Source organism: Streptomyces abyssomicinicus, from assembly GCF_008974245.1.
GTDB classification, from domain to species: domain Bacteria; phylum Actinomycetota; class Actinomycetes; order Streptomycetales; family Streptomycetaceae; genus Streptomyces; species Streptomyces abyssomicinicus.
The window spans coordinates 21790-39488 of sequence record NZ_BBZI01000020.1; the positions used below are offsets into that span (position 1 = coordinate 21790).

20 protein-coding genes are annotated in these 17699 nt (G+C 70.0%); 10 read left to right on the forward strand and 10 right to left on the reverse strand.

Annotation, left to right across the window (positions count from 1 at the left end; genetic code table 11):
- Both GBN72_RS33670 and GBN72_RS33675 read left to right on the forward strand, forming a co-directional pair.
- Window positions 1–405, forward strand: a 405-nt coding sequence (locus GBN72_RS33670; RefSeq protein WP_281372135.1) for a DnaB-like helicase C-terminal domain-containing protein, incomplete at its 5' end; no start/stop codon positions are given.
- Window positions 406–1153: 748 nt separating this feature from the next.
- Window positions 1154–1768: a hypothetical protein gene (locus GBN72_RS33675; protein WP_151775786.1), complete on the forward strand. Its 615-nt coding sequence runs from the start codon at window positions 1154–1156 to the stop codon at window positions 1766–1768.
- Window positions 1769–2612: 844 nt separating this feature from the next.
- Here GBN72_RS33675 and GBN72_RS33680 read toward each other — a convergent pair.
- From GBN72_RS33680 to GBN72_RS33695, 4 genes are read right to left on the reverse strand one after another with little or no spacing between them, the layout of a single operon-like run.
- Window positions 2613–3158 carry an AAA family ATPase gene (locus GBN72_RS33680; RefSeq protein ID WP_151775787.1) on the reverse strand — a complete coding sequence of 182 codons (546 nt, stop codon included), beginning with the start codon at window positions 3156–3158 and terminating at the stop codon, window positions 2613–2615.
- A complete protein-coding gene (locus GBN72_RS33685) occupies window positions 3155–3553 on the reverse strand; it encodes a hypothetical protein (RefSeq protein ID WP_151775788.1) in 399 nt (132 codons plus the stop codon). Before GBN72_RS33685 ends, GBN72_RS33680 begins: the two co-directional genes overlap by 4 nt.
- On the reverse strand, window positions 3553–4524 hold the full coding sequence (locus tag GBN72_RS33690) for a hypothetical protein (protein ID WP_151775789.1): 972 nt from the start codon (window positions 4522–4524) through the stop codon (window positions 3553–3555). The genes GBN72_RS33685 and GBN72_RS33690 overlap by 1 nt, the downstream gene beginning before the upstream one ends.
- The gene (locus GBN72_RS33695; RefSeq protein WP_151775790.1) at window positions 4521–5459 is read right to left on the reverse strand and encodes a ParA family protein; all 939 of its coding nucleotides are present in this window, start codon (window positions 5457–5459) and stop codon (window positions 4521–4523) included. Before GBN72_RS33695 ends, GBN72_RS33690 begins: the two co-directional genes overlap by 4 nt.
- A gap of 185 nt (window positions 5460–5644) precedes the next feature.
- Between GBN72_RS33695 and GBN72_RS33700 the strand changes: the two genes are divergently transcribed.
- Complete coding sequence (locus tag GBN72_RS33700) at window positions 5645–6313, forward strand: HNH endonuclease family protein (protein ID WP_246213069.1); 669 nt, start codon at window positions 5645–5647, stop codon at window positions 6311–6313.
- A gap of 64 nt (window positions 6314–6377) precedes the next feature.
- Here GBN72_RS33700 and GBN72_RS33705 read toward each other — a convergent pair whose 3' ends face one another.
- On the reverse strand, window positions 6378–6653 hold the full coding sequence (locus tag GBN72_RS33705) for a hypothetical protein (protein ID WP_151775792.1): 276 nt from the start codon (window positions 6651–6653) through the stop codon (window positions 6378–6380).
- 738 nt (window positions 6654–7391) lie between these two features.
- Here GBN72_RS33705 and GBN72_RS33710 point away from each other — a divergent pair.
- Both GBN72_RS33710 and GBN72_RS36145 read left to right on the forward strand, forming a co-directional pair.
- Window positions 7392–8123 (forward strand): RNA polymerase sigma factor, encoded by a 732-nt coding sequence (locus GBN72_RS33710; RefSeq protein ID WP_151775793.1) that lies wholly within the window; start codon window positions 7392–7394, stop codon window positions 8121–8123.
- Between the two features lie 359 nt (window positions 8124–8482).
- On the forward strand, window positions 8483–9493 hold the full coding sequence (locus GBN72_RS36145; RefSeq protein ID WP_369695914.1) for a caspase family protein: 1011 nt from the start codon (window positions 8483–8485) through the stop codon (window positions 9491–9493).
- Between the two features lie 531 nt (window positions 9494–10024).
- Here GBN72_RS36145 and GBN72_RS33725 read toward each other — a convergent pair.
- Complete coding sequence (locus GBN72_RS33725) at window positions 10025–11092, reverse strand: pentapeptide repeat-containing protein (protein WP_151775795.1); 1068 nt, start codon at window positions 11090–11092, stop codon at window positions 10025–10027.
- Between the two features lie 459 nt (window positions 11093–11551).
- On the opposite strand from GBN72_RS33725, the gene GBN72_RS33730 reads away from it, so the two are divergent.
- Window positions 11552–11782, forward strand: a complete 231-nt coding sequence (locus GBN72_RS33730) for a hypothetical protein (protein ID WP_151775796.1) — start codon at window positions 11552–11554, stop codon at window positions 11780–11782.
- Here the strand turns inward: GBN72_RS33730 and GBN72_RS33735 are convergent.
- On the reverse strand, window positions 11779–11958 hold the full coding sequence (locus GBN72_RS33735; protein WP_151775797.1) for a hypothetical protein: 180 nt from the start codon (window positions 11956–11958) through the stop codon (window positions 11779–11781). The two genes, GBN72_RS33730 and GBN72_RS33735, sit on opposite strands and share 4 nt — an antisense overlap.
- Before the next feature lie 183 nt (window positions 11959–12141).
- On the opposite strand from GBN72_RS33735, the gene GBN72_RS33740 reads away from it, so the two are divergent.
- Together GBN72_RS33740 and GBN72_RS33745 are read left to right on the forward strand one after the other, a co-directional pair.
- Entirely contained in the window at window positions 12142–12825 is a 684-nt protein-coding gene (locus GBN72_RS33740; RefSeq protein ID WP_151775798.1) for a ParA family protein, read from the forward strand.
- Window positions 12825–13142: a hypothetical protein gene (locus GBN72_RS33745; protein ID WP_151775799.1), complete on the forward strand. Its 318-nt coding sequence runs from the start codon at window positions 12825–12827 to the stop codon at window positions 13140–13142. Before GBN72_RS33740 ends, GBN72_RS33745 begins: the two co-directional genes overlap by 1 nt.
- 176 nt (window positions 13143–13318) lie before the next feature.
- Here GBN72_RS33745 and GBN72_RS34460 read toward each other — a convergent pair whose 3' ends face one another.
- The gene (locus GBN72_RS34460) at window positions 13319–13666 is read right to left on the reverse strand and encodes a hypothetical protein (RefSeq protein WP_164541057.1); all 348 of its coding nucleotides are present in this window, start codon (window positions 13664–13666) and stop codon (window positions 13319–13321) included.
- Window positions 13667–13811: 145 nt separating this feature from the next.
- On the opposite strand from GBN72_RS34460, the gene GBN72_RS34465 reads away from it, so the two are divergent.
- Window positions 13812–14726 carry a helix-turn-helix domain-containing protein gene (locus GBN72_RS34465; protein ID WP_164541059.1) on the forward strand — a complete coding sequence of 305 codons (915 nt, stop codon included), beginning with the start codon at window positions 13812–13814 and terminating at the stop codon, window positions 14724–14726.
- Window positions 14727–14766: 40 nt separating this feature from the next.
- Here GBN72_RS34465 and GBN72_RS33755 read toward each other — a convergent pair whose 3' ends face one another.
- Both GBN72_RS33755 and GBN72_RS33760 read right to left on the reverse strand, forming a co-directional pair.
- Complete coding sequence (locus GBN72_RS33755; protein ID WP_151775801.1) at window positions 14767–14988, reverse strand: hypothetical protein; 222 nt, start codon at window positions 14986–14988, stop codon at window positions 14767–14769.
- A 201-nt stretch (window positions 14989–15189) separates the two neighbouring features.
- Window positions 15190–15966, reverse strand: a complete 777-nt coding sequence (locus GBN72_RS33760) for a hypothetical protein (RefSeq protein ID WP_151775802.1) — start codon at window positions 15964–15966, stop codon at window positions 15190–15192.
- 248 nt (window positions 15967–16214) lie between these two features.
- Between GBN72_RS33760 and GBN72_RS33765 the strand changes: the two genes are divergently transcribed.
- A complete protein-coding gene (locus GBN72_RS33765; RefSeq protein WP_246213070.1) occupies window positions 16215–16883 on the forward strand; it encodes an HNH endonuclease family protein in 669 nt (222 codons plus the stop codon).
- Window positions 16884–17699 lie beyond the last annotated feature (816 nt).

Genomic DNA, 17699 nt, shown 5'->3' on the forward strand with positions numbered 1-17699 from the left:
AGCGGTCTGTCCCTGATCGTCGTGGACTACCTCCAGCTCATGGAGCCGGACTCCTCCCGCAACGGCGAGAACCGGCAGCAGGAGGTTTCGAAGATCTCCCGCGGGCTGAAGCTGCTGGCCAAGGAACTGGAAGTCCCGGTCATCGCCCTCTCCCAGCTCAACCGCGGCCCCGAACAGCGGCAGGACAAGAAGCCGCTGATGTCCGACCTGCGGGAGTCCGGCGCGATCGAGCAGGACGCCGACTTGGTGATCCTCCTGCACCGCGAGGACGCCTACGAGAAGGAATCCCCCCGCTCCGGCGAGGCCGACCTGATCGTGGCCAAGCACCGCAACGGCCCGACGGCCACGGTCACCGTCGCCTTCCAGGGCCACTACTCCCGCTTCGTCGACATGGCCCGCACCTGACCAGACCGCCAGACACGCCTTCCTGACTCTCCGTGAGCCCCCTGGGTGCCCCTCAGGGGGCTTTTCGACTTCCTGGGGCCCCTTGGGGTTGTCGAAGATCCGGAAGGCGCTCACAGGCCCCCTTGCGGCTTTCCGGGTGCCGGGCGGTCGCCTGCCGGTGGCGAGGCCGCTCTTGTGGCGAGGCAGACCCGGGCCCGCCAGGACACGCCCCGACCCGGTCACGCACGTGAGGACCCCCCGCCGCGACACTGCCCGCATGAGCACACCGCGCCGCCCCCTCGGCACCGGCCCGAACCCCGCCGTCCCGCCCACAGACCTGCCGCCGGCGCACGCGCCCACCGCAGCCGAACTCGCTGCCTCAGGTGAGTGGACCGCGATGCCGGAGCCGGTGCCTGCCGCGCCGAGACCGACAGGCGGCCGCCGCCCGCTCGGTCAGCGCGGGGCCTAGCGGCAGCCGGTCCCGGTCAGCGCCCGTGCAAGGAGTGCGACAGGTGCGACGCGTCGCACGGGTGCGAGGCGTCGCAGGCGGAGGCGGCCGGAGATAGCCGGGCGAGCTGCCGGAGAGGTATGCCCGCCTGGCCCTCAAAGCCGATCTGCGGGCCCCTCGACGGGCCGGGAGAGGGGCGGTGGCCGTGGCGCTGAGGGGCGAGCACTCTAGTGTGTTGACGCAAGACACTATGTGTTGATTCAATACAGTCGTCGTTGGTGCCCCCAAGGCGTGGGGCACTCCGTTGAAAGGTTCCTCCCCATGCTTCCCGTGATCGAACTGACCCGCACTGAAGCGGCCCCGTCCGCAGTCCTGTCCCGCGCCGAGGCCGCCAGCATCCTTGACCTCTCGGTGAACACCGTCACCAAGCTCCTGGACAGCGGCTTCCTGCCCGGCCTTGCGGTCTCGCAGGTCACCGCCCTGTCCCGTGCACCCCAGGTGTCCGTGAAGGAAGGCGTCCTCCCCGTCCTGCGCACCGGCGCACCCGCCGCACCCCGCCGCGCGGACGACACCCGCAAGGTCATCGGCACAGGCGCCACCATGGACGACGAACTGTTCCTCGAGGCGTCCCGCCAGTGGTGGCGCTGCGACCCCGAAGCGATCGTCGCCGCCGGCGTCCTGCCCGTGGCGGTCGCCGGATGGGTAGTCGGCGTCCTCGCCGTCCACGGTGTACAGGAGACGAGGCGCTACCAGCACAACGAGGTGCGGCATTCCTTCACCGCAGAGATCACCGGCCGGGTGGGCACCCTGGACGACGCGAGCTCCTACCACGTGACGGCGAAGGATCCCGCGCTGGCAGAGCTGACCGGCCAGCTGTTGGGCGCGCGCGTGAAGGGAGCCGTCTCCGGCGGCCCGATCGCCTACCTGACCCCCTGACCCTGCCCCGTACAGCCGAGGGCCCTCACATCTCCCCTGAAGAAGCCGTGAGGGCCCTCACTCATCTGGTCAGGCAACGGCCAGCTGGCGGCCGCCAACGCCCCGGGGATCGTCTCCCGCTCGTCGGCCGTCAGCGCCCTGCTGCTGTCCCACGCGCCGCCGATCGACGACCCGCTCCCGATCGAGGGGATGGCGTGGCGGCCGCGGGTTGAAGGGGCCCTGCCGCGCACCCGTCGGCGACTGGACGACCGTACCGGCGCCCGTCGAGCCGAGGCCGACCGGCGGGCGCTGGCATCCGTTGTGATGCGGCCGCCGGCGCGGCGCGGCACCAGGAGCCGTTTGCCCTACCGGCCGTTTCGGCTCCTGGCGGGGGTCAGGGCGGCGGCCGGGGCGTGCTCCTGGTGCTCGACGTGCCCCGCGTGGGACTGCAGCGCGGGCCCGCGCGCGTAGGACGGTCCCACCGGTTCCACCGTGGTACCTCGGCGCAGGTCAGCCGTGCGCGCGGTGGCATCGCAGGGGAAGGCCAGAATCTCCCCCATTGGGGGAGGAACCTGGGCGGCCCCGAGCGTCAGTCGCCGTCTACGTCTCGGCGCCAGTGCCTTCCTGGTCTGCGGCGGCACGGGCCGCGATTGCCTCACAGGTGTCCGTGATCTGCCTGCACAGCGCGCGCACGTCCGGACGCTTCCAGAACTTCGCCGGCATCGTCTGTTCCAGGTCGTCCAGCAGCGTGTTGACCTCGTGGAGGCGCTGTACCGTGCGCTCCAGGGTGCGGAGTGCCCGTACTCCCTTCGGGACGTCGGCCTCGGCGCGGGCGGCGGCCGCTAGACGCGTAGCTCCTAAGTGATCAGCGAAGGGAGTCGGTGATGAACCGCGCCCGCTCTGCAATGGGGGCCAGAGGCAGGTGGACCAGTTCGTAGCCGTACGCGGTATAGGTCGCAACCATCGACTCATACGTGCGTTCAGCCTGGGCATAGGACTGTTTGCGTTCGCTGTCCTGCTCGTAGATCTCCCGCCAGGGAGGTGTTATGAGTACGCGACGGTGGTAGCGGAACGTCTTCGCAGCAGCGTGGAGGTGATCCGGGACCGGCAGCCCCTCCAGCCGCAGGTATCCCACGATGTCCAGGACCCCGCGGTCGAAGAAGACCGGCCCCGCCTGCCCGGCGGCCATGCGATAGGAGCGCAGTTCCCAGCAGAGCATCAGTTCGGCGAAGAGAGCGGGATCAGCCCACGGCAGTGCGGATCCGCCGATCGCCATCTGGTCTTGGATGATGCCGCGCCCCGCCTCGACGGATCGCGCATAGCCCATCCCCTGCAGGTGGTCCAGCAAGGTGCTCTTCCCGGACCCGGGCCCCCCGGTGATGACGACGAACCGCTCCGACTCCGGTGTCACGCAGCCAACCCCCGCAGTTCCGCAAACTGACTGTTCCAACGCGGAAGGTGTCCAAGGTCATTTTTGTGTGACGAACGACCTGGACACCGGCGGCGCACCAGATGCAGCAGTTCCACGGCCGACATGGCGGAGGCCGGGACCGTCTCGGTGTGGCCGCCGTGCGGCATGTCGCCCGGCACCACACCGCACCGGACCCCGTCGCGGCGCAACTCCGCGAGGACGGCAGTCTCCACGTGCTCCGCCTCGGCACGGGTGGGCAGGTGGATGACTTGGACCACGCGCCACCCACGCCGCTCGTTCACCCGGAGGCGGTCCGTGTCCGCGTAGGCGTCCGTGAGGCCGGCCCTGTGGGCGGCGAGCACGGGATGCGTGGCGACGTAGACGGCGCCCGTCACTACTCGTCCTCGTCCTCGGCGGTGCCGCGGAACCGGAACCCGGCCCGGGTCGCGTACTGGGCCCCCTCGTGGCGAAGCCTCTCCGCTCGACCGGGGTCGTAGAGCATCGCGGCCGCCAGGATGTCCGGCGGGATCTCCGCGTACACCTGGCGCTGCTGGGCGACCGCGGCCTCCAGCTTCGCCATGGCCTCCGCGCCGGCGTCGACTTCCTCCGGGGTGACGCCGCCCTCGTCGGCCGCCTGCCTGGTGCTCGGGGCCGTCGCAGTTTCTCCCCCAATGGGGGAGGTCTGGCGAGGCAGCGCCCGGACGGTCGCCTCCTCCACGGTCCGCTCCAGCTGGTGCGGGTCGTTCGGGAGCTGCGAGGGCAGGGCCTTACGGGCGGCCGCGTACGTTGCCGCGGTGGGCTTCTCCGTGTGCTTCTCCACGGCCTTGACCAGGGCGACCGTCGCGGGACCGCCGTGCTTGCGGAAGCTTGCGACCAACTCCCGCGCCTGCCGCTCGTTGAGGACGGTCACCCCGGCCGATTCGAGCTGGGCGTAGACCGGCCAGGCATCCATCAGCCGGTACGCCTGGGACTCGCTCATCTTCCAACGGTCGGTCAGGTAGTCCGTGAACGTCGCGTGCGTCTCCCGGTACAGGCGGGCCTGGTTGATCGTGGCCAGCGCCTTCCCTGCGATGGCGAACGCGCGCTGCAGCCCGGCAACGGCGCGCTCGCAGGTGGCGAGGTGGGCGCGCTCCTTGTCGTCCAGCGTGGCCCCGGTGCCAGCTGCGTAGGGGGCGGGGATGTGGGCGACGGTCAAGGGCGACGAGACATCCGCGCCGGTCAGCTCGGCCACCACGCCGTTGTCAGCGTCCTGGCCTCCACGGGTGGAGAGGACGTAGGTCCCCGGCTCCTGGTCTTCCTCCGCGTCGAACAGCTCTTCGTCCTCGGTGACGATGGGGCGCAGCGCCAGGGTGCGGCGGCGGCTCACATCGCCTCCCGGGTCATCAGGAGGCTGGCGGCCTGGTCGTAGTCGGCGGCGGCCGTGGAGTCCGGCGCGTAGACCCGGATCGGCTCCTCCGCCACCGGGGCCTCGGCCGCCCGGATGCTGCGCCGGATCGGGATGACGGCAGCCTCCGGGTAGTCCTCGGCCACGCGGGCGGCCAGCTCCCGCGCAAAGCTGCTCTTGTCCCACGAGGTCAGGAGCACAGCGCCCACGGACAACTTCGGGTTGGTCTTGCGTTGCACGCTCCGGATCGTCCGGTGCAGGGAGGACATGCCCTTGAGGTCCAGGCCCCCCACCTTCACCGGGACCAGCACCTGGTCCGCCGCCGTGAGCCCGGCCACCGTCACCAGGCCCAGCGACGGGGCGGCGTCGATGAGCGTCACGTCGTACGGGGAACCGCCGGCATCAGCCTCGTCGGCCAAGGCGGCGGCCAGCGCGCCCTCCGCGCCGATGGGCCGCTCGTACTCCACCCGCTGGAGGTCGCGGCCCGAGGGCACGACGTCCAGGCCCTCGAAGAGCGTCGGGTAGGTCGCCTCCAGCAGCGTGCACTCGTCGAAGAACACCGACCGCAGGGAGTGCCGCGGCGAGTCCTCCGGGTACTGCGGCAGCAGCCAGGCCGACAGGGCGGCCTCCTGGTGGTCGCCGTCGATGAGGCGGACCCGGTACCCGGCGGCCGCAAGGGCCGCGCCCAGCTCCACCGTGCTAGTGGTCTTGCCCGCGCCGCCCTTCTGGTTCACCAGGGCGTAGACCCGGGGCGGGGCGGCCGGGCGGAACGCCGGCGGAATGAGGACCTGAGGGCGCCACTCCCGATACGGGGTGTCCGCGTCCCAGGCTGGGACTACCTCAAGCCGCTCCGGCAGACCGGAGAGCGGGGGCAGTGCAGTACGGGCGGGGTCCGCTCCTCCTGGTGATGTGCTCATAGAGGGAACCTAGCTGTCCGACCGGACCCAGGGCTGGCCGACCCCGCGGCGCCGAAGGGATGTGCCCTGTGGGCGCAGTGTGACTAGATCCCTTGCCCGGGTGAGTCGGTGCCGGGATGCCGGACGGGCGGGTGCTCGTCCCGGTACGACGGTCGGGCCCAGTCCCGACCGTTGAGAGGACCCCGGTGCGCCTTCTCCGCCGCGCTGCCGCGACCCTGCTGTCCGCGTTCACCCTGACCGCCGCCCTGCCCGCCACCGTGCAGGCCGCCGCGCCCGGCGACACCGTGACACTGCCCGTGAGCCAGGCACTCGCCCGCCTCACGGTCCAGGACGAGTCCAGGGACGGCTACTCCCGTGACCTGTTCCGGCACTGGATCGACGCGGACCGCGACGGCTGCTCAACCCGGTCCGAGGTCCTCCTCGAGGAAGCGGTCACCGCCCCGGAGCTCGGCACCAGGTGCGCCCTGACCGGTGGCACCTGGTACTCGGCCTACGACTCCCGGACACTGACGAGTGCGAACCAGCTCGACATCGACCACTTCGTGCCGCTGGCCGAGGGCTGGGACTCCGGCGCGTCGGCCTGGTCGGCGGCCGAGCGGCAGGCGTTCGCGAACGACCTCGACGACCCGCGGTCGCTGATCGCGGTGTCCGCGGCCAGCAACCGGTCCAAGAGCGACCAGGACCCCGGAACCTGGATGCCGCCCACCGCCGCCTACCACTGCGAGTACGCCACCACCTGGATCGTGGTGAAGACCCGCTGGGGCCTGGCCATCGACCAGGCCGAGCGCGACGCCCTCGCCACTGTCCTCACCCAGTGCCCCGACACGACGGTCGAGGTCACGCTCGCCCGCTGACCCGGCGGCTCCGCTGAGCTGAGCTGCCGGATCAGCGCCGTCGTGACGTCATGCCTTCACGACGTCATGGGGCCACGCCGGCTGGCGAGTGGGGCAGAGGCGTGTCACGGATGTCCGGGCTGTGCGTGTTGCCGTGGGATTCCGGCGCTGGCGACCAAGTCGCCGAAGGTGCTGGAACGACGCCGGGCTGGAAGACCGAAGGGTCCTTCTCCCAGACCAGGTACAGCACCGTGATGACGCCGAGGCCGACCAGCAGCGCCGTACCCAGTTGCGGATTGCGGTAGGCGATGAACACCCCGACCCCTCCGAGCGCGAGGGCGACGATGAGAGGCAGGGTCACCGGACCCTCCCACTGCGATGAAGGGCGGTTACCAGTAGCCCTCCGACTGAGCTCGCTGCGCCCTTCGCGGCATGGACTGCCATGAACGTGCAAGCTCGCCGAAGACGGCCTGGCGATCGAGCGGCGCTGGTGGGTGTCTTGTCCTGGGCATCGACGTCGTTCGACGCAGTGTCCTCGGGCAGTTGAGCCTTCGCTGCCGAGGGCAGCTCCCCTACGGTGGAGGGCCCAGAGTGCGCGGACTGGCTGGAGGCCTGCGCCGTTTCGGCTTCATCCTGGAGGCGGTCATGCTTCTGAACCATCGTGGACTCCTCGAGTGCATCCGGTCATCGGGCGACGCCGGTCGCTGCCTCTTACGGACGCTTCCGCCCCAGATCCCACGGCCACAAAAAACTTCGAGAACTTTCTTGGAGGCCGTGGGGTAGCCCCCGTAGGCCCCCTAGGAGAGGAGCGAGAACCATTCGCTGCCGCTGCCTGAGAGTCAGCGGCATACAGGTCCGAACCAACCGAACCAACCCGAGTAAGGGGATCCGCCATGTTGTGCAGTCAGAGCACTCCGTTCGATGCCGCCGACCTTTGGGCCGCGGCATACAGGCCCAAGCCGACCCGCGTAAGGGGATCCGCCATGTTGTGCAGTCACAGCACTCCGCCTTCCTTGACGACCTTCGTCCTCGTCACCGTCTCTCTCTGAATCCGCTGGAGTCGCCGACACGCTGAAGTCCCCCCGAGACTGGCAGCCCGATGCTGCCCCGCCGTCCCATCGGCCCCAGCGCCGAGCAGCCGAGCCCGCAACCGCCCACGAACGCACCGTCTCAGCAGCACGCTGATGATCTAGCCCTTGTCGAGTACCTCGAGCAGTCCGGATTCCAAGGACCGGAGTTCGACTTCTTTGCCGATCAGTTGATCGACCATGGCCTGCATGTCCTGCATGCCTGGACCATCAGCCGCAAGATCTTTACGAAGTGTGCCCACAAAGGCATCAAGCTGGGGGATCCCCCGTCGGACTGGACCGAGGACGACCGTTGTGACCTGGTGCAGGACACAATCTTCAGAGCCTTCAAGCGGTTCAAGGAGAAGGCGCTGCAAGCCCGTCAGTGGATCCCGGACGGCGGTGCCAGTCTCAAGACCTACTTCATCGGCTCCTGTATCTACGCCTTCGCCGATGAGTACCGGGCCTGGTTGGACCGGCAGAACGCGCGCAGGCTGGAGCTCCGGAACCTGGCGCAGCAGTTGGGATCGTCCGCACCAACTCCCACTCATCAGCGGGTCGGCGCCGCTGTCTTGGACAGAACCGTAGCCAGAAAAGCCCTGCAGGCCCTGCACGCCCGCGATCCGAGACTCGCCATGATCATCGCCCTTGAGACCGACGGCTACTCGCACAAGGAGATCGCCGAACTCCTCGCCGACGGGACAACTCCCCGAGCCGTGGAAGGGGCCCTGTACCGCCACCGGTGCCGCATCGAGAAGGGATGAGCGCGTTGACCGGCCCGCGGCCTGACCTTAATCGGGCGGAAGACAGGGATGTCTTCCGCCGACTCCTTGCCAAATCATCTCTTGGAGCGGCCGGCACATCGTCGAGCCGGCCGCTGGCCGCTAAAACATCTCACCCGCCGCGGGAGACCCCTGTACCCGCGGTCCCCTGCGAAATGGACGAGTGGGCGTTGAAGGAACGCTTTGCCGTGGTCGTACACCGCTACCTTTACTCGCGTGTGCCCGACAACGGCGTCTGTGTGGACCTCGCCGAGGGGGTTTTCGCCTCGGCCGTGCGTCAGCTCCGCCGGACCGACGCTGCCCCCGGTGACGTGGGCGAGCTTCTCCTTCGGCTGTCCAGAATGGCGGCTAACCAGCACCAGCGAACGGTGACGGCCCAGACTGGCGGCGAGTCATACAGGTGGACGCGGCAGCCAGTCGCACCAGACCGCTCTACAGCACACGAGCCGGGGCATCTGGAGGCAGGTTCCCGGCCTACCTGCCCGGACCCGCGGGAGTCCCGCGCCGTCGTCGTGGGTGCCAGCCGACAAGGCACAGCCTTGCCAGGCGTTGAAGCGTCCGCCCTCAAATTGGCAGAACACCTCGGCAATCTCGGTGTCCCTCGGACAGTCACCCTGATCGGGGACGAGGCGACACCTCATGCGGCGATTAGCGCTCTCAGGACCGCTGCTGCTGAGGCAACTGACACGCTGATCTTCTATTTCGCAGGTCACGGAACTACCGATCTTCATGGGGACCTGATCCTCGGCAGCAGCTCCAGCAACGACCTCCCGGATGCGGCGCTGCCCTTCACCTACGTGCACGACCTGGTGCGTGGCAGTCAGGCGAACAGGACACTAGTCATCCTCGACGCATGCGCTAGCGGCAGTGCGCTCGCCGACTTCTCCGACCGGACAGATTCGAAGGATGCGACTTCCGGTGGCCCGAAGGAGGAGTACGTTCTCACCGCCACCGGGCCGGACGGATGGGCTCTAGACCGAGACCCAGCGAATCCTGCGAGTCCGTATACGGCCTTCACGACCGCTCTATTCCAAGTGCTGACTGACCAGGGTGCGGACGTGTGCCCCTACCTGGATGTTCCGACTCTGCACAGGGCGCTCTCCCGCCGTCTTGCCAACGCAGCCCTGCCGACACCCCACCTGTTCACACGGAGCGACGGAACGCAGTCTCTCGCCCTCGCCCCTAAGCCGGCCACGCACTACGGCCGGTTCGAGGACCCGGGGCCGAATCAGTGCGCTTCGCAGCCCACTGGGGACATCGCATCGTCAGCGGAGGCAGAACCGAGTGACCGTTCCCGTCGACGCCGGAGCCTTGGCCGTTCCGGCCCGGTGGACTCTGAACAGGCGCGCTGACCAATGTGCCGCTTGGGTGAGACACATCGGCGGTCGACGTCGGCCAGGTAGCGGGCGAGGACGCGGGAGCCGTCGGCCCAGCCGCCGGCGCGGGCTATCTCCAGCGGGTCGTGTCCGGCGGCGTGGGCGGCGGTGGCCGAAGACGTGCGAGACACAAGTAACAGCAAGATCGCCGCGTCGTGCGGGCAGCGGCCACCCCGGTCACGGGGATGAGGACCCCCCGCCGCGACACTGCCCGCATGAGCACACCGCGCCGCCCCCTCGGCACCGGCCCGAACCCCGCTGTCCCGCCCATGGACCTGCCGCCGGCGCATGCGCCGACCGCAGCCGAGCGTGCTGCCGCGGGCGACTGGACGGCGGTGCCGGCACCGGTCGCGCCGCGGCCGACGGGCGGGCGCCGCCCGCTCGGTCAGCGCGGGACGTCGCGGCAGCTCCAGCTCCACCGGGCGGGCTCCACGGCGGAGACACCGCATCCCGTTGTTGCACGGGCATCAAGCCCGCTGGCTGCGGCCTACAGATGCGAGTACCTCACTACCTCTTCACGTCGGTCAGGTCCGCGCCGCGCAGGTCTGCCTTCTCGATGACCGTATCGCGCAGGACCGCCTCCCTCAGGTCCGCGTCGCTCAGGTCCGCTTCGTAGAGGACCGCGCTGGTCAGGTCTGCTTTAGTCAGGAACGCGCCGGTCAAGGATGCGTGGATCAGGTCTGCGTTGTTCAGGTCTGCGTTGCTCAGGTTCGCGCCTTGCAGGTTTGCCTCGTCGAGGACCGCGCCGCGTAGTTCTGCGTAGCTCAGATTCGCTTCTTTCAGGTCCGCTTCGCTCAGATGTGTGCCGTGCAGGATTGCCTCGTTGAGGTTCGCGCTGCGCAGGCTCGCGCCGTTCAGGTCCGAAAAGGTGAGGTCCGCACCGCGCATGTCCGCCTTGCGGAGGTTCGTGCCATTCAGGTTCACGCCCTTCAGGTTTGCCTTGTAGAGGTACGCGCCGGTCAGGTCCGCGCCGGTCAGGTCTACGTGGGCGGTGCCGTCGTGGGCGGAGTCCCGGCTGGCGAGTGCGGTGAGAGCTGCCTGGACGTCGCTGGCGAGCGCCAGGGTCGGCTGCTTGCTGGAGGCGCTGGCCTCTTGTTCCGGCTTGGCGTGGCTGCGGATGTAGGTGGACAGGACGTTGACGATGGAGGGCTGATCGCGAGGGGAGTCCTCCATGATGCGCTGCAGGGCGTAGATGCCGCCCAGGCGTACTTCCAAGGAGTCGTCGCCGATGTTGCCGACGGCGGCGTTGTAGCGGTCGGTGACCTGTCCCTCGCGGGTGATGGCGTGCTCCTGGTCGACCTGCTGGATCGACAGCCAGGTGAAGATGATCGCGGCGAGGGTGCCGAGGGCGGCCAGGGTTCCTGCGGCCTGCTGGATGCGTGTCCAGCGGTCTGCCGGCGCGGCGACAACCTGCTGTTGGTCGGCGGGAGAGATGGGCGCTGGGATGCGGCGTCGGCCTGGCGGGCGGGAGCCGATCGGAGCGGCAGGACGGCGGGGCGCGGTACGGGTGCGGCGGCGGACGGTGCGCTGCAGATGGGCGGTGCGGCCCGATCTGCGGGGCGGTATGGCGGCCATGAAACAGGTTCATACGGGAGGAGGGCTGCTGGCGTGCCCGGTGTTGCGAAGCTGTAGCCGTTGCGGGCGTGCCTGGTTGCGCAGGTCTCCACGGCGGGGACGCGGCATCCGTTGTGACGCGGCAGCCGGTCCAGGTCAGCGCCTGTGCGAGGAGTGCGACAGGTGCGACGCCTCGCACGGGTGCGAGGCGTCTGTTGTGGCGAGGCCGCTGGTGCGGCGGGAGCCGTTTGCCCTACCGGCCGTTTCGGCTCCTGGCGGGGGTCAGGGCGGCGGCCGGGGCGTGCTCCTGGTGCTCGACGTGCCCCGCGTGGGACTGCAGCGCGGGCCCGCGCGCGTAGGACGGTCCCACGAGTTCCACCGATGTACCTCTCCGCAGGCCAGCGCATCGGGGCGGTGGTCTCGCGCAGGGACCGGGAACGGGGCCGCGGGGAGGGTGGCGGCGTCGGGGAGACTGGGTGGATGGCTCGTCTCCCCCGTACCGAGTGCCCGGTCTGCACGCGCGACGTCGCGGTGACGGCCCGCGGCCTGGTCTACCGGCACGACCCCGCGACCGGCAGGTCCCCGGACCTGCGGTCGTGCCCTGGGTCGCTGAAGCCGGTGCAGGCGCCGGAGGGCGAGCTGCTGCTGTTCGTCGGTCTCGAGGAGTTCGAGGACCCGGCCCAGCCCGCGCCGGCGTCGGCGCTGTTCTAGCGCCGGGTCGACATCCGCTTCTCGCCCACCCGGTAGCCGTCGGCGTCACGGAGCACGTCCAGGGCGTCGGCCAGGCGCTGGCCGTCGACCACGACGGCGCCGATCGGTCGGCCGTGGGCGGCCTGGCGGTGAAGATGCCGGAGGGTGCGGTCCCGGTCGGGGTAGCGGCGGTGCATACGGGTGAGAGTCGCAGACGGCAGGGCCATGGACGCAGACGCCACGCAGGTGGCCGTGTGTGCGACGTGTGCGACGTGTGCGACGTGTGCGCCGTGTCGCACGGGTGCGCCGTGTGCGAGACGTCGCACCGATAGCCTCCAGGTTGGTGGCGGACAGCCGCCAGGAGTGCAAGGAGGTGGCCCGTGGCCCACGGAGAGGTCGACGTCTACGGCGCGTTGAAAGGCGGGGTCGGCAAGACGCGGATAGCGGTCCTGGCCGCGCTGCGGCAGGCCCTGGTCGCCGGGGAGGACGTGCACCTGGTCGACGGGGACCGGGTGTCCCAGACGGCGAGCGACTGGCGCAAGGACTACGAGCGCGCCACCGGCCGCGAGTTCCCGGTGACGGTGACCCGGCACCCGTTCGACGACATCGACGAGCTGATCTCGGACCTGCGCGGCAAGCACGACCGCGTCATCGCCGACATCGGCGGCGGCGACCCGGCGGTGTTCACCGCGGCGCTGACCTACGCCCAGCGCCTGGTCGTGCCGATCGGCGCGGACCCCTCCGAGATGCGCCGGCTGCCGTCGACATGGAAAGCCGCGCAGCTGGCGGCCGCAGACTCGGCTGTCGGCGGGTTCAACGCCTGGGTCCTGCTGTCCCGCACGGACCACGGGACGACCCTCCCGCGCGAATACCGCGAGCTCCTGACGTCCGGGAAGAACCCGGAGACCGGCGACGCGCTGCCGGTCTACCCGCTGCTGAAGGCAGAGATGCGCAAGCGCGTCGCCTACCAGCGGGCCTACGGCACCGTCCCGGGAGAGTTCTACGACGTGCCGAGCGTCCTCGAGGAGATCGGCGTCATCAAGACCGGGGCGGAGGCAGCCTGATGGCCGCACCGCAGAGGATGGTGCCCCCGCCGCCCGCCGACGACGAGGACGAGCCGGAGGTGACCCGGGCCAGTGTCGAGCGGGAGCGCCGGCGCAAGCAGCAGCTGGAGGCGCAGGCCGCGAAGAAGACGATGACCCGGCGCTCCTGGTACACGGAGGCGTCCGTCGCGGACGCCTTCCAGCGGGCCGTCGACGACATACACCACAGCACCCGCGTGCCCAAGCACGAGGTGGTGGCCGCGCTCCTGGAGGCCGCCGTCGCGCAGGCCGACCGGGTCCAGCGGAAGCTGGGCAAGGGCGACGCCTCGCACGGGTGAGACCCCTCGCACACGTGATACGCCTCGCACCTGTCGCACTAGTGCGAGGCGTATCACGGCAGGTCGACGGTGGGGTTTGCCAGAACAACAGGCATGAGCCCCGGCCGTCCTCGTCGGCGGGGCTCACGCGGTTCGGTCGTGTTCCTCTTAAAAGGTCACCGGCCCTGGAGGGCGGTTCAGTTCGTTACAGCCTCGGCCTCCTTTCCCGACGGTGCGATGGTGGCCGCGTCCGTGTCGGGTGTCTCGGGACAGCGGATGATCTTCACCGAGACCTTGACGGTGCCGGGCAGAACGTCTTCCCAGACGGGTGGCACCACGACGTGGAGGGCGGCGGACAGCGCAACCATTCCGGCGTACACCAGCGCCCCTTTGGCGAACTGGCTGCCCGCTATCCGTACCCGGTCCCACCGGCTCGCGGGTGGACGGGTGGGGGCGGGCCCGGGTGGGTCGGCGGGTCGGGCAGGGTGGTCTGCCTCGGGACGGTGGCCGTCCGGGGGGACCGACTCGTTGTCGATGCGGATCATGAGGTCTCCTTCGTATCCGGCGTCCTTCGCCAGACGAGATCGACGCTGTCGCATCGAGGGGGAGTTGAGGCAAGAGCAACGCTGTTGCGTCTTCGCGCAACGGCCCTTGACCTCGGCAGATGTGTGCACACGCGGGAGGGGTGCGGTGGCAGGGAAACAGGATTTTCCGGAGGTTCAGGCGCTGGTCGACAAGCTGGCGGTCCTCTTGGACGAGTCAGGGCTATCGCAAAACGCCCTGGCTCGGCTCGCCGGTTACGACAAGTCGACCGTCTCCCGGTTCATGAGCGGGCAGTTCCATCCCCAGTGGGACTTCATGGAGACGTTGATGGACGCGGTGAGAGAGCGTCGGGAGCTCTCCGAGGAGGAGACGGCCGAGGTCCTGTCGGTGTGGGAGGAAGCTCTCTTCGCCCGGAACGGCCGCAGTGCCGGCTTCCGTACGGTGCGCAAGACATTGGTCGAGCTGCGTGCCGCTCGGGGTGAGCTGGGAAGCAAGCTGGAAGCCCTCAACAACAAGTACCACTTGCTCGTTCTGGCCGGCCTCGCGGCGTTCCTCCTCGTCGTGTGGATGGGCATCGGGTGGTACACCGCGGACGAGGGCGTGCTCAAGAGCTTCAGCGGTGACGCCCCTGCGCAGGAGGTGAACTGCGCGAATCGCGGATGTGCTGTCACGGCGCTGGGCTGGGTCCTGGGGTCCAGTGGCGAGAGTTCCGTCCGGACGGTGTTCGAGGTCGGTACCTACGGCGGGACGGTGTCGCTGGGGGGCCGCCTGGGGCTGTCGGCGCAGTGCGGTGCCACCGTGCGGTGGAAGATGACCGCCGAGAAAGGGGACGGCGCCGCTCCGGAGGAGTTGTCCGCGGGGGTTGTGACGCAGGGGGACGACGTGCGGCTGTACGCGCCCATTCATCGCGACGTCCGCACGATCACTTTGACGGCGCAGCGTGGGGACTCTCGGTCCTGTGATGCCGTGCTGGTGTGGCGGGCATCGGAGCCTCGTGTGCATTGGCCTGCGCCCTCGCCCAAGGACCGGGGCATCCCGACTCCTGCCGCGCTGAAGCCGTGAACGCGGCGGGTCCCCTCTGCCGGCATTGCACGTTGCGGATCTACGCGACGAGCACAGAGCGGCGCAGGAGCGCGCCTCCCCAGGCGCGGGTGGGCCCGGGCACGGGCCTGCCGGAGCCGGAGGTGACCCGGGCGAGCGTCGAGCGGGAGCGCCGGCGCAGGCAGCAGCTTGAGGCGCAGGCCGCGAAGAAGACGATGACGCGGCGCTCCTGGTACACGGAGGCCGCTGACGCCTTCCAGGGGCCGTCGACGACATCCACCACAGCACGCGTGTGCCCAAGCACGAGGTGGTGGCCGCGCTCCTGGTGGCCGCCGTCGCGCAGGCCGACCGGGTCCAGCGGAAGCTGGGCAAGGGCGACGCCTCGCACGGGTGAGACCCCTCGCACACGTGATACGCCTCGCACCCGTGCGTCGGGTGCGAGGCGTATCACGGTTGGTCAGCCGTGTGGGGATCCCGGGCGGGTCTACTCGTTGCTGTTGCGGTCGTTGCCTTGCTTGCGGTCCCAGGCAAGGCAGGCGGCGGTGAACACGAGGACGGCGAGTTCCCCATGCTGGGTGGCCTCGTCGATCACTGCGTTCGCGGTGTCGCTGCTGATCGACAGGTACATCAGTGCCGTCCACACCGTCGCAGCGACGAACACGGCGAACATGTACTTCTGCACGCTGGCCGGGATCGGTCCGGGCGTGGAGGCAGCGAACTGGACGGCCCGCTCCTCCAGCTCGGTGACCATCTCCTCGGGCACGTCCGGTTCTTCCCCCGACTCGACCGCGACACGGGCACCGTCCAGGACATCCGCGAAGACGCTGCGCATCGGATCCGACAGGCCTTGCCACGGCGTGGTGTCACGGAGGACCGCGTCGAGGAACGTCGTGTCCAACTGCGGCACCCCGTCGCGGGTCATGCGCGCGATCGAGGCGTATCGCTCCTGCTGGTCGGCCAGGATCTGCTCGAGGACGCTGTTCATCGGGGCGAACACGGCGCGATGCTGCTCAGCGAAGATCTCCCGCATCGTGTTCTGCCAAGCCTGATGAGGTCCGAGCGCCTCGCGGACGAACCGGGAGACGTCCATGGCCGGGGCGAGGGACGCCTCCCGCAGGATGCGGAGCATTTCCCGCTGGGGCTCCATGACGCCGGCCAGGGACGCGTTGACGGCGTCCGCTGCACGGAAGATCTCGTCGTGGGCGTCGCTCTGATCTTCGGGGGAGTCCCCGTCGTCATCGGGGAGAGAGGCCGTGGTCATGCCGGCACTCTTCCACGAGGCACCGACAGTACCGACGCGCTCTCTGCCCCCTCGAGTGATACGCCTCGCACCTCACGCACGGGTGCGAGACGTATCACGTGAGGTCAGGGAGCGGCGAGGTCTGAGTGTTTGACCTTGCAGTGTGACTAGATCCCTCGCCCGGGTGAGGCGGTGCCGGGATGCCGGACGGGCGGGTGCTCGTCCCGGTACGACGGTCGGGCCCAGTCCCGACCGTCGAGAGGACCCCGGTGCGCCTTCTCCGCCGCGCTGCCGCGACCCTGCTGTCCGCGCTCACCCTGACCGCCGCCCTGCCCGCCACCGCGCAGGCCGCCGCGCCCGGCGACACCGTGACACTGCCCGTGAGCCAGGCACTCGCCCGCCTCACGGTCCAGGACGAGTCCAGGGACGGCTACTCCCGTGACCTGTTCCGGCACTGGATCGACGCGGACCGGGACGGCTGCTCGACCCGGTCCGAGGTCCTCCTCGAGGAAGCGGTCACCGCCCCGGAGGTCGGCGCCCGGTGCGCCCTGACCGGCGGCACCTGGTACTCGCCCTACGACTCCCGCAGCCTGACGAGCGCCAGCCAGCTCGACATCGACCACCTGGTGCCGCTGGCCGAGGGCTGGGACTCCGGCGCGTCGGCCTGGTCGGCGGCCGAGCGGCAGGCGTTCGCGAACGACCTCGACGACCCGCGGTCGCTGATCGCGGTGTCCGCTGCCAGCAACCGGTCGAAGAGTGACCAGGACCCCGGAACGTGGATGCCGCCGACGGCCGCCTACCACTGCGAGTACGCCACCACCTGGGTTGTGGTGAAGACCCGCTGGGGCTTGGCCGTCGACCAGGCCGAGCGCGATGCCCTTGCCGGTGTCCTCGCCCAGTGCCCCGACACGACGGTCGAGGTCACGCTCGCCCGCTGACCCGGTGGCTCCAGCGAGGCCCGCGCAGGCTGCAGTGATCCGGGCCCTGCGGGACGGCCTGGAAGCGGACCGAGTTGAGCGCAGGTCCCGGATCGGACCGATCCGGGACCGTGGGGGAACCGCCCCGGACCCGGACAGGGCCCGGGCACCCGCCGGGACGAATCGGTGGCACGGGCGTTTTTGCTGTTACTGATCATGTGGTTCAGCGAGGCCGCCCGGGTGAGACGGCGCCCCGCCTGCCCGGCAGGCGGGGCCCGCCGGACCAGGGCGGCGGCGCGCACGGAGGAGGGCCCGCAGCCGGGGTGGCTGCGGGCCCTCGTGGGCGTGCTCCTGGTGGTGGGTCAGAGGCCGGAGACCGGGTTGCGCTCCCAGCGGTCGCCTTCCTCCATGTAGCCGAGAAGGGCGCGGGATCTGTCGGCCCAGCCGCCGTGGCGGCCGATGCGCTCCAGGGTGTGGCCGGCGCGGCGGGCGGCGGTGGCGAACCCGCGGCGCAGGGAGTGCCCGGTCCACTTCCCCTCGAACCCGACGCCCTCGGCGGCCCGGGTGACGACGGCCGCGGCGGCGGTCGGGGTGATGCGCCCGGAGGGGTCCCCGATGCTCTGCCCGCGGTGCGGGTCATCGACGGGGCGACGCGGCCGTGCCGGTCATGACTCGGGGCGTCAAAGACTTCAATGGCCTGGCTCTTCGAATGGATGATAGGCAGCGACGAAGGCAACCAATCACGCCTTCCGGCGTTGATCCGAGGGTCTCCGGATCCAGGAGGTAAGGAGGCGCCACGGCTTCCGTGCCCGGCTGCAACGTTGAACCTCCGGCAGT